Genomic DNA, 14,695 nt, shown 5'->3' on the forward strand with positions numbered 1-14,695 from the left:
TCGATGGGCATGATGTGCCCAGACTGACCTGAAGGTGAACCGCGTCGCATTGGATCCGCACCGGGATCCGGCGCCGCCAGGTGTAGATCACGCCGCGGCGGAAGACGAAGTTGACGATGCCCATAGGCTCGCCCCTTCACGGTTGGGGCGTCATGAGACGATGGACAGTCATGGAGGACATCGCCTGCCACTTCTGGCTCAAAACCGCGAAGCGTCAACGGATCAACTGGTTATGCTGAGTTGGCTGGGGCGGTAGGATTCGAACCTACGGTACACGGTACCAAAAACCGTTGCCTTACCACTTGGCCACGCCCCAACTCTGTGAGCGGGTATCTAGAGAAGCGCCTGCGGAGTTGCAAGACAGAAAACGACATCAAATGCCGTTTCTGACAGCGGAATCAAACACGCGCGTCAGGGCCAGCAATTACTGGCCTCCGGGCCTTAGCGGGGCTCGCTCCGATGGGTTGCGGCGGTGGAAAGTGCGTTCTGGCGGGCCTTTTTCTGGGCGAGGAACGAACAGATCAGCAGTTGAATCATGTGATACATCATCACCGGCAGCACGGTCGCGCCGACTGTGGCCGCAGGGAAGATCGCCGAGGCGATGGGCAGGCCGCTGGCAAGGCTTTTTGTCGAGCCGCAGAAGAACAGCACCGATTGATCCGGGTCGGGCAGGCGGAAGGCGCGGCCTGCCGCCGTCATCACCCCCATTGCCAGCGCCATGAACAGCAGCACGACCAGCAGGCTGACGACCATGGCGCTGGCCGGGATCGTGGTCCATAGCCCGGCCCGCGTTCCGGCGCTGAAGGCGGAATAGACGATCAGCAGGATCGAGCCTCGGTCGACGATCATCGTCAGCAGACGGTGGCGGGCGACGAAGCCTCCGATCAGCGGGCGCAGAAGCTGTCCGACGACGAAAGGCAGCAGGATCTGCACGCCGATCTTCTGGATGGCACCCAGGCTGACTCCGCCTCCGTCCATGTGCAGGAGTTTCGCGACCAGAAAGGGTGTCAGCACCACGCCAATGATGTTTGACAGCGAGGCCGCGCAGATTGCGGCGGGGATATTGCCCCCAGCGATCGAGGTGAAGGCGATCGAGGACTGCACCGTCGAGGGCAGCACCGCCAGAAACAGCAGGCCCAGCGTCAGTTCCGGCCCCAGGGCCGAGCCAAAGGCCCAGGCCAGCGCCACGCCCAGGATCGGGAAAAGCGCGTAGGTCGCAAGGAAGGTCAGCGTCTGCAGACGGATGTTCAGCAGCCCGGCGCGGACTGCGCGAGGATCCAGCTTGGCCCCGTAAAGGAAGAACAGCAGCGACACCGCCCAGAAGGTCAGCTGGCCAAGGATGTCGGCAGCAAGCCCTCGGGCGGGCAGGGCGATCCCGACAAGCACCATCAGCAACAGCAAGATCATGTATCCGTCGATCCCGACGCGCTTGAGATACTTCATGACTTGCCCATTCCCTGCCTGACTGCCCACGGGTTTCTTGAACAGATTGGCGGTGGGTGCAAGGTTTGCGCCCGGCAGGACGGGCAGGGCATGGCCGATGTGACGCCCGAATGCCACGCGACCAACCGGCCCTCCTGCGTTCGTGCCGCTCAGATCGGGGGCTGGGCGCCATCCTCGACGGCGGTTTCGGCTTCAGTCTGGGTCGCGGTGGTGGGGCCGCTGGTTGCCGTTCCGCCAGCGTTCCTTTCGCGGGTTCCCTCATTGCGGCAGGCCTGATTGGCAGCCTCATCCGTCATGCCTGCGGGCCGGGTCACGGCGCGGTCCCACAGGACCATGTCGCGACGGTAAAGCTGGCAGGTGACTTCGCCCTGCGGGGTGGTCAGGCTTACCTGATCGGTCTCGTAATTGGTGGGGTCATTCGAGCAGGCCGAAATCGAGATCAGGCCGATCGCCAAGAATCCGTATTTCATCACGGTGATTCCCTGTCTGAGTGGTGGAAGGGACAGGGTTGCAAATTGTCCAATTTGCGCAAGGAAAAATCCGCAGTTCCGATAGGTTCCCCGAAATTGCTGCCCCTGCGGCATCCTGCGGGAAAAATAAGCGGTGTTGTCAGGTGTGATGTGTATCTGATTGATTCAATTAAAAAGGACGCGTCTGTGGCGACGCGTCCTTCTGGTCGGTGCTCAGTTCAGGGCTGCAAGAATGCGTGCCCAGCTACGCGCCCCTTTGGCAACGCTGGTCAGATCGTATTTCTCGTTCGGCGAGTGAATGCGGTCGTCATCGCGGCCAAAGCCGATCAGCATGGAATCCATGCCCAGCAACTCTTTGAAATCGCCCGCGATCGGGATTGACCCACCTGCACCGATAAAGGCCGCTTCGCGGTTCCACTCATCGGACAGGGCAGATTTGGCGGCGGCGAAAGCCGGGTCCGAAATATCCATGCGGCTGGCGGGGCTGGCACCGTGGCCGTGGAATTCGACCGTGCAGTCCGCTGGCAGCGCGGCGCGGATATGGGCGCGGAATGTCTCGCGGATGGCTTCGGGGTCTTGCGCTCCGGTCAGGCGGAAGCTGACCTTGGCGCTGGCCTCGGCGGGCAGGACAGTCTTGAAGCCTTCGCCGGTATAGCCGCCGGTGATGCCGTTGATCTCGAAGGTGGGCTGGTTCCAGACCATTTCCAGCCCGGTGCGGCCTTGTTCGCCAATCGGGTGCTTCAGGCCGACGCGCGACAGGAACTCGGTCGGGTCAAAGCCCAGGTCCTCCCAATCCGAGCGTAACTCGTTCGAAAGCTCTTCGACTCCGTCATAGAAGCCGGGCAGGGTGATGCGGCCATTGCTATCCTTCACCGTGGACAGGGCGTTGACGAGGATCTGAATCGGATTGGCGGCCAGACCGCCGAAGCTGCCGGAATGCAAGTCGCGGTCGGCGGCGCGGACGGTGATTTCTTCACCATAAAGGCCGCGCAGTTGGGTGGTGATGGCGGGGCGGCCATCGGCATACATGCTGGTATCGCAGATCATGGCGATTCCGGCCCGCAGCTCTGCGGCATTTTCGCGCAGGAAGGGACGCAGGCTGGGCGAGCCGGATTCCTCCTCTCCCTCGAACAGCAGGACCAGATCGGTGGGCAGGCTGCCATGCACTTCCTTCCACGCGCGGAAGGCCTCGACAAAGGTCATCAGCTGCCCCTTGTCATCGGCGGCGCCACGCGCCCGGATCACCTTGCCAGCGGGCGTGTCCTGGATCTCGGGCTCAAAGGGCGGACGGTCCCACAGGGTCAGCGGATCGACCGGCTGGACATCGTAATGGCCGTAGAAAAGCAGGGCGCGGCGGTCGCCTTTGGGCGAATGCGCCACCACCATCGGGTGGCCGGGCGTGTCGCGAACCGAGGCGTCGAAGCCCAGCGAGGTCAGCTCGGCGCACAGCCATTCCGCTGCCCGCCGCACATCGCCCTTATGCGCCGGATCGGTCGAGATCGAGGGAATGCGCAGGAACTCCATCAGCCGGTCCAGAGCCTGCGGCAGCCCCTTGTCCAGCGTTGAAAGTACTTCTTCGATTTTTGCGTTGTCCTGCATGATGCGCCTTTCTTGATTGATTTTCTCAGCGGAAATCACTGGTCCGATTGTCGTAATGCGACATTTTGGCCCTATATTTCCTGTAACTTGACACGTATCAAGTTATCACCCGCGGGATCATGCATGATCCCCCAAGCGAGCAAGTTCAAGCAAGGCAAGGGACCACGATGGACTATTCGGCCGCCCTCGATCAGGCAATCGACAAGCTGCATGAAGAAGGACGGTACCGGACTTTCATCGATATCGAGCGTCGCAACGGCGCGTTCCCCCGTGCGATCTGGACCCGTCCTGACGGCTCGCAAAGCGAAATTACCGTTTGGTGCGGCAATGACTATCTGGGCATGGGTCAGCACCCTGTCGTCCTGTCCGCCATGCATGAGGCGCTGGACGCCACCGGCGCAGGTTCGGGCGGCACGCGCAACATTTCCGGCACCACGGTCTATCACAAGAAGCTTGAGGCAGAGCTTGCCGACCTGCATGGCAAGGAAGCCGCTCTGGTCTTCTCCAGCGCCTACATCGCCAATGATGCGACGCTGTCGACGCTGCGCAAGCTGTTCCCCGGCCTGATCATCTATTCCGACGCGCTGAACCATGCCTCGATGATCGAGGGCATCAAGCGTTTCGATGGCGCTAAGCGCATCTTCCGCCACAATGACGTGGCCCATCTGCGCGAGTTGCTGGCAGCGGACGATCCTGACGCGCCCAAGCTGATCGCCTTTGAATCGATCTACTCGATGGATGGCGACTTCGGCCCGATCGAGGCGATCTGCGATCTGGCCGACGAATTCAACGCGCTGACCTATCTGGATGAGGTCCATGCCGTCGGCATGTATGGCCCCCGCGGTGGCGGCGTGGCCGAGCGTGACGGTCTGGCTCATCGTATCGACATGTTCAACGGCACGCTGGGCAAGGCCTTTGGCGTCTTTGGTGGCTATATCGCGGCCTCGGCCAAGATGGTTGACGCGATCCGCTCCTATGCGCCGGGCTTTATCTTCACCACCTCGCTGCCGCCGGCCGTAGCGGCCGGGGCTGCGGCCTCGATCGCGCTGCTCAAGACCGCCGAAGGGCAGGAGCTGCGCGACAAGCAGCAACTGTATGCTCGCATCCTGAAAATGCGCCTGCGCGGCCTTGGCATGCCGATCATGGATCACGGCAGTCATATCGTGCCCGTCCATGTCGGCCATCCGGTTCACTGCAAGGCGCTGTCCGACATGCTGCTGGCCGATTTCGGCATCTATGTGCAGCCTATCAACTTCCCCACCGTGCCCCGCGGGACCGAGCGCCTGCGTTTCACGCCCTCGCCTGTGCATACGACGGGCGAAATTGACGCGCTGGTGCGGGCGATGGATGCACTCTGGTCGCAATGTAAGTTGAACCGTTCGTCCAACGTCGCCTGAGGGTTGTAAGGGGGTGATAACCTCTCGCGCCCGTGATAACCTTGCATTAATGAAGCTGTGGCAACCTTCCGATTCGGAACGGTAGTTCACATATAATAATGGGGCAGGCGGAATGATCGGGCTGAGGGGGGGTTCCCCAATGCAGCATGATGAACAGGCGGATGTTCCGCCGGGCACTGACGGGATCGAGGTGCGACTTGGCGACCTGATGCGGGGCGAACGCGCCACGTTGGGCAAGTCGCTTCTGGATGTTCAGCGCGAGTTGCGCATCCGTGCGTCCTACGTTGCCGCGATTGAGAATTGCGACATCTCGGCCTTTGATACGCCCAGCTTCATTGCCGGCTATGTGCGTTCTTATGCGCGCTATCTGGGTATGGACGCGGATTGGACCTTCCGCCGCTTCTGTCAGGAATCCGGCTTCAAGCCGACGCATGGCATGGCCGCCGCCGCTTCGGGGCCCAAGCCCCAGCGCCGCCCCTCGGACCCGGCCGAGGCGCTGGCCAATCCGCATCCGATTTTCCTGCCCAAGCCCGAAAGCATGTGGTCGTCGATCGAACCGCGCGCGATTGGTTCGGTTCTGGTCATGGCGCTGCTGGCCTGTGGGCTGGGCTATGGCGGCTGGTCGGTCCTGCAGGAAGTGCAAAAGGTCAACCTGACCCCGGGCGAGCAATCGCCGGGCGTGATCGCGACGCTTGATCCGGTTCAGGATGCCGCCGAACCCGAAACCGTCGACTCGGCGCAGGTAAACCTGCCCCGGCCCGAAGGGATCGACCGCACCTACCGTCCGCAGGCGCTTGAGGTTCCGGTCCTGATCGCCCGCGACGGGCCGATCTCGGCCATTGATCCGGGGCTGAAATCCCCGGCGATGCAGCCCGAAACCCGCGTTGCCGCTGCCGAAACCGCGCCGCAACCCGGTATTGAGCTGCCGTACGGCCCCGAAATGCCCGCAGCAATGGCCGCCGTTCGCACCGTGGCTCCTGACGTTCCGACAGTCGAATTGCTTGCTGCGCGTCCGGCTTGGGTGCGCGTGACCTCGGCTGATGGCACCGTGCTTCTGGAAAAGACCATGGATGCGGGGGAGCGCTTCTCGCTGCCGAAACTGGAAGCACCGCCGATCTTGCGCACCGGGAATTCCGGCGCGGTCTATTTCGCGGTGAATGGCCAGACCTATGGCCCCGCAGCGCCCGGTCCCAAGATCGTCAAGAATGTCGAACTTTCCCCCGAGGCGCTGACCGCGAAATATGCGGTTGCCGACCCGACCAAGGATCCCGAACTGGCCTCGATGATCGCTGTGGCCTCGGCCGCGCCCGTCGCGCCTGCAACCGGGGTTCAGGAGTAAACCACAGGGCCGACAGGCTTGCAAAACCGACGCGCCGGGTTGTCCACCGGCGCGCATCGTCCTATGTCTGACGCAACCCGATTTCCGCGCTGCAGAAGGCTCCCGCCATGTCGCTCAATCCGATCCGTCCCTGGCGCAATATCGACCGGCGCAAGTCCCGCCAGATCATGGTGGGCCGCGTTCCGGTCGGAGGCGATGCTCCGATCAGCGTCCAGACGATGACGAATACCGATACCAGCGACGTGCGCGCGACGCTGGACCAGATCATCCGCTCGGCTGAAGCCGGGGCTGACATCGTGCGCGTCTCGACCCCCGATCAGGCATCGACCCAAGCTCTGCGCGAAATTTGCCGCGAAAGCCCGGTCCCGATCGTCGCCGACATCCATTTCCACTACAAGCGCGCCATCGAAGCAGCCGAGGCTGGCGCCGCCTGCCTGCGCATCAATCCCGGCAATATCGGCGATGCGGCGCGCGTGCGCGAGGTGATCAAGGCTGCCCGCGACCATGGCTGCTCGATCCGCATCGGCGTGAACGCCGGTAGCCTCGAAAAGCATCTGCTTGAGAAGTATGGCGAGCCTTGCCCGGACGCGATGGTGGAATCCGGCCTCGACCATATCAAGATCCTGCAGGACAACGACTTCCACGAATTCAAGATCAGCGTGAAGGCCTCGGACGTCTTCCTTGCCGCCGCGGCCTACCAGCAGCTTGCGGATGCCACTGATGCCCCGATCCACCTTGGCATCACTGAGGCGGGCGGCTTTGTCGGCGGCACGGTCAAATCGGCCGTCGGCCTTGGCAACCTGCTGTGGTCGGGCATCGGCGACACGATCCGCGTCAGCCTGTCCGCCGATCCGGTCGAAGAGGTCAAAGTCGGGTTCGAGATCCTGAAATCTCTGGGCCTTCGCACCCGCGGCGTGCAGATCATCTCTTGCCCCAGCTGCGCCCGGCAGGGCTTTGACGTGATCAAGACCGTCGAGACCCTGGAAAAACGCCTGGAACATATCAAGACGCCCATGAGCCTCTCGATCATCGGCTGTGTGGTGAACGGTCCGGGCGAGGCGCTGATGACCGATATCGGCTTCACCGGCGGCGGGGCCGGGGCTGGCATGGTCTATCTGGCTGGCAAGCAGGCCCACAAGATGACGAATGACCAGATGGTCAACCACATCGTCGAGCTGGTGGAAAAACGCGCCTCTGAAATCGACGCTGCGGAAAACGCCCAAGCCGCAGAGTAACGCGTGACTGCGGTTTCACCGTTTCTCAAATACCCCAGCCGCGCCCGTCACAGGCGCGGCTGTTTCCTGTCTGGCGTCAGCCTTACGACTTTTCGGCGCGGGCACGGGCGATGGCGCCCTCCAGCCCATCGGCCGGGACGCCACGCAGCATCTCGCCTTCGATGATGAAGGTCGGCGTGCCCATGATCCGCATCTGTTCGGCCAATTGATGGTTCGAGCGCAGCACGGCCGACACTTCTTCGGTGTTCATCCGGTTCAGGACGGCGGTTCGGTCCACGCCCAGATCGTCGGCCAGCTTGCCCAGGCTCTCCAGATTGACCGGACCGCGCATTTCCATCAGCGTGTCATGCGCCTTTTTGTAGGGCTCGGCGCCGGCCTCTTGCTGGACGGCGACCGCGAAGCGCGCGGCAAGGTCGCTTTCCTGCGTCAGGATCGGGAATTCCTTCAGGATCCAGCGGATATTGCCATCGGCCGCGATCAGCTTCTCCAACTCGGGATGGACCTTCTTACAGACGCCGCAGCGATAATCGATGAACTCGACCAGCGTGATGTCGCCCTCGGGATTGCCGCCAATCCAGCTATACCCGTCCTCAAAGATCGCGGCCTTGTTGTTTTCGACCAGCAGTTGATCGTTCTTGGCCTCATCCGCGACGCGACGTTCTTCAAGGACGTTGATCGCCTCGACCAGGACATTCGGGTTCGCCATCAGGTAATCGCGCACCGCCTCGCCAAAAGCGGCTTTTTCGGCTTCGTTCATGCTGGCCGGGTCAAAGGCGAGGGCGGGCAGGGCAGTTGCGGCCAGCGCCGCCGCGGTCAGAATGGCTTTCATCCGGTGTCCTTTCATTTCGGCACGCAGCTTGGCCTCAAGCGGCAAGGGGCGCAAGGACCCATGCGCCACAGCCACCCGGCTTTCACGCGGGCTTGACCGCTTGCGCTTGACCGCGCCCGTCCAAGTTGTGATACCGCCCAAAACATCGAGGCCGTCATGAGAAATTCGCGCCGGGGGCAGGTCGATCCCTTTATCGTCATGGATGTGATGGAAGCTGCGCGCCGAGCCGAGGCTGCGGGCCGCCACATCATCCATATGGAGGTGGGCCAACCCTCAACTCCGGCCCCTTTGGGTGCACGCAAGGCGCTGGCGGCGGCGCTTGACCAGCCGTTGGGCTATACCGTCGCGCTTGGCCTGCCTGAGTTGCGCAAGGGGATCGCGGGGCTTTACCGTCGCTGGTATGGGCTCGACCTTGATCCGGCGCGGATCGTGGTGACGCCCGGCTCCAGCGGGGCCTTTATCCTTGCCTTTTCGGCGCTTTTCGATGCCGGTGACCGTGTTGTCTTGGGCGAGCCCGGCTATCCCAGCTATCGTCAGATCCTGCGCGCCATGTCGCTGGAGCCGGTCGGCATCCAGACCCGGATCGAGGACCGCTACCAGCCGCGCCCGCAGGATCTGCCCACGGACGCGCAGGGATTGATCCTTGCCTCGCCGGGCAATCCTTCGGGGACGGTGCTGCGCAAGGACGAACTGGCTGCGCTGACCGGGCGCGCAACTGAGCTTGGCATGGCGGTGATCTCGGATGAGATCTATCACGGGCTGGATTACGGCGCGGGCTTCCATTCCGCACTTGAGGTCACGGATGATGTCTTTGTCATCAACAGCTTCTCGAAATATTTCAGCATGACCGGCTGGCGCGTCGGCTGGATGGTGGTTCCCGAAGGCCATATCCGGACGGTTGAGCGGCTGGCGCAAAACATGTTCATCTGCCCGCCTCATGCCAGCCAGTTCGCTGCGTTGGCCGCCCTCGATTGCGTCGAGGAAGCCGATGCAAACCTTGCTGTCTACGCAGAAAATCGCCGTTTGATGCTTGAACGCCTGCCGCAGATCGGGTTTGCGCGGATCGCACCGCCCGAGGGCGCTTTCTACATCTATGCGGACGTGTCCGACCTGACCGATGACAGCCTTGCCTTTGCTGCCGAGATTCTTGAGCGCGCTGGGGTAGCGGTGACGCCGGGGCTGGACTTCGACCCCCGTCGCGGCGCGCAGACCCTGCGTTTCAGCTATGCCGGATCCAGCGCCGACATCGCCGAGGGGCTGGACCGCCTTGCGGTCTTCATGGCGGCAAGATGAGATGGCTGGCCGCCATCCTGCTGATCTGTCTGGCGCTTCCGCTTTGGGGGCAAGAGCAATCTGCGCTGGCGCGGATCGATCCTGACCGCTCGTCGCTGATTGCCGAGGGCAAGGATCGTGGCAAGCCGCGGCCGCTGGAGTTGCGGCTGGCGATCAGCCATCCGGTGCCTTACCGGGTCTATTTTCTTGACGCGCCGCCCCGGCTGATCGTCGATTTCCGCGAGATCGATTTCTCCTCGACCGAACCCGCTGCCCTTGCCGGGCATGATCTGGTTCCGGGCCTGCGCTGGGGTCGTTTTCGCCCCGGTTGGTCGCGGCTGGTGATGGAGCTTTCCGGGCCTTATGCGCTTGCGACCGCGATCCAGTCCTTGCGACAGGACGGGGCCGGGGGTGCGGACCTGACCTTGCGCATCACCCCGGTCGAGCAGGCGGCATTCAAGCCGCGCGGCAATGCCATGTCGGCGCTGCGCGATCTGCCCACGCCGGCGCGGGTGGCGTCGGGGCGGACCGCCCGGGCTACCGACCAGCCCCTGCGCATCGCCATTGATCCCGGCCATGGCGGCCATGATCCGGGGGCCGAGGTTGGTGTCATCCGCGAGGCGGCGGTGATGCTGGGCTTTGCCCGCGAACTGTCCGAAGTGCTGACGCGCGCGGGCTATGAGGTGATCCCGACCCGTCAGGACGACAGTTTTGTGCCGCTTGAACAGCGCATGACCGTGGCGCGCGGGGGGCAGGCCGACCTGCTGATCTCGCTGCATGCCGATGCCCTGCCTGCGGGCGCTGCGGCGGGCCTGTCGATCTATTTCTGGGATCAGGATTCGGATGACCGTGCCGCGCGGCAGCTGGCGCTGCACCACGACCGCTCGGATCTTGTGGCCGGGTTGGACCTGACCGGGACGGATGACTCGGTCGCGGATGCCCTTATGGACCTTGCCCGGCAGGAAACTCAGCCCCGATCCGAGGCTTTCGCAAGATTTCTGGTGTCGGCCCTGAACCGCTCGGGGGTGACCATGCACCGCCACCCGGTCAAGGGCGCGGCCTTCTCGGTCCTGAAGTCGCCGGATATCCCTTCGGTCTTGATCGAATTGGGTTTTTTGACCGATGAGAATGACCGGGCGAACCTTTTCGACCCCGAATGGCGACGCCATACCGCGCAGTCCATCGCCTCGGCTATTGGCGAATGGGCCAAGGACGAGGCCGTCCGCACGAGCCTTTCGCGACAGTAATGGCCGTGTTGCTTTGACGCGGCCGCCCCCCGAGATTAAGATGACAAGAAACTCCCCAGAGGCATATTCCCGTTGATCCGCTTCGTTCTCTCGTTTTTCGGTGCGATCTTCGCGTGGATCGTGACCGGGGTTCTGTTCCTCGCACTGACCATTGGCGGGGTGCTGTGGATGTATTCGCGCGATCTGCCCAGCCATGAGCAGCTGGCGCAGTACTCGCCCAAGACCATCAGCCGGGTCTATTCCAGCGAAGGCATGCTGATCGACGAATTCGCCGAGGAGCGCCGGATTTTCGTTCCGATCGACGAAATTCCCGATCTGGTGAAGCAGGCCTTCATCAGCGCCGAGGACAAGAACTTCTACCACCATCACGGCTTCGACCCGCGCGGCATGGCCGGGGCGATGGTGCAGGCGGTGAAGTCGCGCGGTGGCAGTGTGCGCGGTGCGTCGACCATCACCCAGCAGGTGATGAAAAACTTCCTGCTGAGTTCCGACCGCAGCATCGAGCGCAAGATCAAGGAATTGATCCTTGCCACCCGGCTTGAGCAGACCCTGTCCAAGGACCAGATCCTTGAGCTGTATCTGAACGAGATCTTCCTTGGGCAGAACAGCTTCGGTGTCGCCGCTGCCGCCCAGACCTATTTCAACAAGTCGCTGGCCCACCTGACCCCAAGTGAGGCTGCGACCCTTGCCTCGATGCCGCAGGCTCCGGGCCGCTACCACCCGGTCCGTGCCAAGGAACGCGTGACCGAGCGGCGCGACTATGTCCTGCGCGAGATGTGGCAGAACGGCTATATCGACGAAGCGACCTATAAATCGGAATCCGCGCTGCCGCTGAAATCGGTGCAGAACGGCGATTACCCCTCGTTCCAGAAGCAATTGCCACCGCGCGGCTATTTCACCGACGAGATCCGCCGGCAATTGTCGCGCGAATTCGGTCAGGATGAGTTCTTTGGCGGTGGCCTTGCCATCCGCGCCACCATTGAGCCGGACCTGCAAAAGATCGCCGCCCGTGCGCTGCAACGCGCGTTGGAGCGTTTCGATCGCGGCCGTGGCGTCTGGCGCGGCACCCGCGTCACCATCCCGGCCGAGCAACTGGGTTCCGAGGAGAGCTGGCGCGAGGCGCTGGAGGCCGCGAAAGTACCCCGCGACATCGAGGACTGGTATCCCGCCGTCGTCCTGTCTCTGGGCCAAAGCGACGCCGAAATCGGCATCGAGGGCGAGGAGGGCACCGCCACCATTCCCGCCAAGGACGTGCAATGGGCGCGCAAGCGTCAGGCGAACGGTCGTCTTGGAGCCAAGGCCAAGGTCGCCTCGGACCTGCTGGACGTGGGCGACGTGGTGCTGGTCAGGCGCATGGTCGATGACAATAGCGGGGACTTCATCCGCTGGACCCTGCGCCAGATCCCCGAGATCGAAGGCGGTTTCATGGCGATGAACGTGAACAACGGCCGCGTCATGGCGATGCAGGGCGGGTTCTCGTATCAAAGCTCGGTCTTCAACCGCGCGACGCAGGCGCAGCGCCAGCCCGGCTCCAGCTTCAAGCCCTTTGTCTATGCGGCGGCGCTGGACAGCGGCTTTACCCCGGCGACGATCATCGTCGACGAACCGATCACGGTGAATACGCCCGAAGGGCTGTGGACGCCCAAGAACTCGACCGGGCGCTTTTACGGCCCGACGCCGATGCGGACCGGCATCGAGCAATCGCGAAACCTGATGACGATCCGGATCGCGCAGGATATCGGCATGAACACGGTCGCCAAATATGCCGAAAAATTCGGTGTTTATGACCGGTTGTCGCCATTCCTTGCCAACAGTCTTGGCGCGCAGGAAACGACGCTGTTCAAGATGGTCGCGGCCTATGCGATGTTCGCCAATGGCGGCGAGCGGGTGGAACCGACGCTGGTTGACCGGGTGCAGGACCGTCGCGGCCGCACCATCTATCGTCACGATCAGCGCGAATGCCTGACCTGCGCCCAGCCGAACCTGCCCGCAGGTGCCGCGCCCGCGATCGCGACCAACCGCGAGCGGGTGATGGACGCGATCACCGCCTATCAGCTGACCTCGATGATGGAAGGCGTGGTCAAGCGCGGCTCGGGCCGTGGCGTGGCGCTGCCGGTTCCGGTCGCCGGCAAGACCGGGACCACCAACGACGCCAAGGATGTCTGGTTCATCGGTTTCACCTCGAACATCGTGGCGGGCTGCTATCTGGGCTATGACCAGCCGCGTTCGATGGGCGACAGCGCCTATGGCGGCACGTTGTGCGTGCCGGTGTTCAACGAGTTCATGAAGGAAGTCATCAAGGAGTATGGCGGGACCGAGTTCCGCGTGCCGCCGGGTGGGCATTTCGTGAACATCGACCGCTTCTCGGGCGCGATCCTTGGCCCCGATGCCAAGGGCGACAATGTGATTGCGGAATATTTCCGCGACGGTCAGGACATCAGCGGTCTTGGCGCGGCCATTGTCGATGGCGGCTTCGAACGCGTCGATCCCAATACCCTGCCGCTATACCACGACAGCAAGTCGCGCGATCAGGGCAAGGCGGTCACCACCTCGACCGGCAAGAAGAAGGTCATTCCCAAGAAGGCCGATTTTGGCACCTTGTCCTCGGGCGGCCTATATTGACGACAGGTTTTGCGGGGGCGGGCGCTTGCGAGTGGCCCGCCCTCGCGTTATCTGTCTTGCCCGATCCGACCCTTCGAGACCCGAAAGAGAGTGCCCATGCGCGCCGAGACCCAAGCCACCATCGAAGCGATCCGCAAATCGCTGAAACTGCTCGGCCAGCGCCTGGACTGGGAAACCGCTCCGCATCGGCTTGAAGAGTTGAACGCCATGATCGAGGCGGGCGACATCTGGTCGGACCCGGCCCGTGCGCAAAAACTGATGCGCGACCGCCAGAAGCTGTCCGACGCGGTCGAGACCTATCGCCGCATCGAGACCGAGCTGACCGACAATATCGAGCTGATCGAACTGGGCGAGGCCGAAGGCGACACCGAGATCGTCACCGACGCCGAAACCGGGCTGAAAGCCCTGGCCGAACTGGCCGCGCAGAAAGAACTGGAAGCGCTGCTGAATGGCGAGGCCGACGGCAACGACACCTTCCTTGAGATCAACGCAGGCGCGGGCGGCACGGAAAGCGCCGACTGGGCCAGCATGCTGGCGCGCATGTATGTCCGCTGGGCCGAGAAAAAGGGCTATACGGTCGAGTTGCTGTCCGAGACGCCCGGCGAGGAAGCGGGCATCCGTTCCGCCGCCTACAAGATTACTGGCCCCAATGCCTATGGCTGGCTGAAGTCGGAATCGGGCGTGCACCGGCTGGTGCGAATCTCGCCCTACGATTCGGCGGCGCGGCGGCACACGTCCTTCAGCTCGATCTGGGTCTATCCGGTGGTTGACGACAATATCGAGATCGTCATCCCGGACAACGAAATCCGCATCGATACCTATCGGTCCTCGGGTGCGGGCGGACAGCACGTCAACACCACCGACTCGGCCGTGCGGATCACCCACTTGCCGACAAATATCGTGGTGACCTCATCCGAGAAGTCGCAGCACCAGAACCGGGCCAACGCCATGGCCGCGCTGAAGGCGCGCCTGTACCAGATGGAACTGGACAAGCGTAACGCCGAGATCAACGCCCAGCATGCCGCCAAGGGCGATGCCGGCTGGGGCAACCAGATCCGTTCCTACGTCCTGCATCCCTACCAGATGGTGAAGGACCTGCGTACCTCGCACGAGACTTCGGATACGCAAGGCGTGCTGGATGGCGATCTGGACGCCTTCATGGCGGCGACGCTGGCGCTGGACGTTGCCGGCAAGTCGCGAGCCGAAGCAAACGCCGAAGACTGAAACCTTGGCGCCCGTGGC

General features: G+C 63.0%; 11 protein-coding genes and 1 tRNA gene. 7 read left to right on the forward strand and 5 right to left on the reverse strand.

The annotated features are described in order from the left end of the window. Positions 1-241: 241 nt before the first annotated feature. From GL300_RS24090 to GL300_RS24105, 4 genes are all read right to left on the reverse strand, one after another. Positions 242-316: transfer RNA gene (locus GL300_RS24090), tRNA-Gln, on the reverse strand. 125 nt (positions 317-441) lie between these two features. Continuing rightward, positions 442-1,443: a bile acid:sodium symporter family protein gene (locus GL300_RS24095; RefSeq protein ID WP_155042261.1), complete on the reverse strand. Its 1,002-nt coding sequence runs from the start codon at positions 1,441-1,443 to the stop codon at positions 442-444. A 149-nt stretch (positions 1,444-1,592) separates the two neighbouring features. Then, entirely contained in the window at positions 1,593-1,913 is a 321-nt protein-coding gene (locus GL300_RS24100) for a hypothetical protein (protein ID WP_211595386.1), read from the reverse strand. A gap of 213 nt (positions 1,914-2,126) precedes the next feature. Further along, a complete protein-coding gene (locus tag GL300_RS24105) occupies positions 2,127-3,512 on the reverse strand; it encodes a dipeptidase (protein ID WP_155042229.1) in 1,386 nt (461 codons plus the stop codon). Positions 3,513-3,679: 167 nt separating this feature from the next. Between GL300_RS24105 and hemA the strand changes: the two genes are divergently transcribed. From hemA to ispG, 3 genes are all read left to right on the forward strand, one after another. Beyond that, positions 3,680-4,909: a 5-aminolevulinate synthase gene (gene hemA, locus GL300_RS24110; RefSeq protein WP_155042230.1), complete on the forward strand. Its 1,230-nt coding sequence runs from the start codon at positions 3,680-3,682 to the stop codon at positions 4,907-4,909. 112 nt (positions 4,910-5,021) lie between these two features. Then, the gene (locus GL300_RS24115; RefSeq protein ID WP_155042231.1) at positions 5,022-6,248 is read left to right on the forward strand and encodes a helix-turn-helix domain-containing protein; all 1,227 of its coding nucleotides are present in this window, start codon (positions 5,022-5,024) and stop codon (positions 6,246-6,248) included. A gap of 107 nt (positions 6,249-6,355) precedes the next feature. Then, a complete protein-coding gene (ispG, locus tag GL300_RS24120) occupies positions 6,356-7,483 on the forward strand; it encodes a flavodoxin-dependent (E)-4-hydroxy-3-methylbut-2-enyl-diphosphate synthase (protein WP_155042232.1) in 1,128 nt (375 codons plus the stop codon). Positions 7,484-7,565: 82 nt separating this feature from the next. Here the strand turns inward: ispG and GL300_RS24125 are convergent, their stop codons facing one another. Further along, positions 7,566-8,312 carry a DsbA family protein gene (locus GL300_RS24125; protein WP_155042233.1) on the reverse strand — a complete coding sequence of 249 codons (747 nt, stop codon included), beginning with the start codon at positions 8,310-8,312 and terminating at the stop codon, positions 7,566-7,568. A gap of 156 nt (positions 8,313-8,468) precedes the next feature. On the opposite strand from GL300_RS24125, the gene GL300_RS24130 reads away from it, so the two are divergent. The 4 genes from GL300_RS24130 (at position 8,469) to prfB (ending at position 14,677) form a co-directional block, all read left to right on the forward strand. After that, positions 8,469-9,605: a pyridoxal phosphate-dependent aminotransferase gene (locus GL300_RS24130; RefSeq protein ID WP_155042234.1), complete on the forward strand. Its 1,137-nt coding sequence runs from the start codon at positions 8,469-8,471 to the stop codon at positions 9,603-9,605. Further along, positions 9,602-10,831: an N-acetylmuramoyl-L-alanine amidase gene (locus GL300_RS24135; protein WP_155042235.1), complete on the forward strand. Its 1,230-nt coding sequence runs from the start codon at positions 9,602-9,604 to the stop codon at positions 10,829-10,831. The genes GL300_RS24130 and GL300_RS24135 overlap by 4 nt, the downstream gene beginning before the upstream one ends. Positions 10,832-10,903: 72 nt before the next feature. Beyond that, positions 10,904-13,453, forward strand: a complete 2,550-nt coding sequence (locus GL300_RS24140; protein ID WP_155042236.1) for a penicillin-binding protein 1A — start codon at positions 10,904-10,906, stop codon at positions 13,451-13,453. Between the two features lie 96 nt (positions 13,454-13,549). Beyond that, positions 13,550-14,677, forward strand: a complete 1,128-nt coding sequence (prfB, locus tag GL300_RS24145) for a peptide chain release factor 2 (protein ID WP_155042237.1) — start codon at positions 13,550-13,552, stop codon at positions 14,675-14,677. Positions 14,678-14,695 lie beyond the last annotated feature (18 nt).

The sequence above is a fragment of the Paracoccus litorisediminis genome (genome assembly GCF_009711205.1).
In the GTDB taxonomy this organism is placed as follows: domain Bacteria; phylum Pseudomonadota; class Alphaproteobacteria; order Rhodobacterales; family Rhodobacteraceae; genus Paracoccus; species Paracoccus litorisediminis.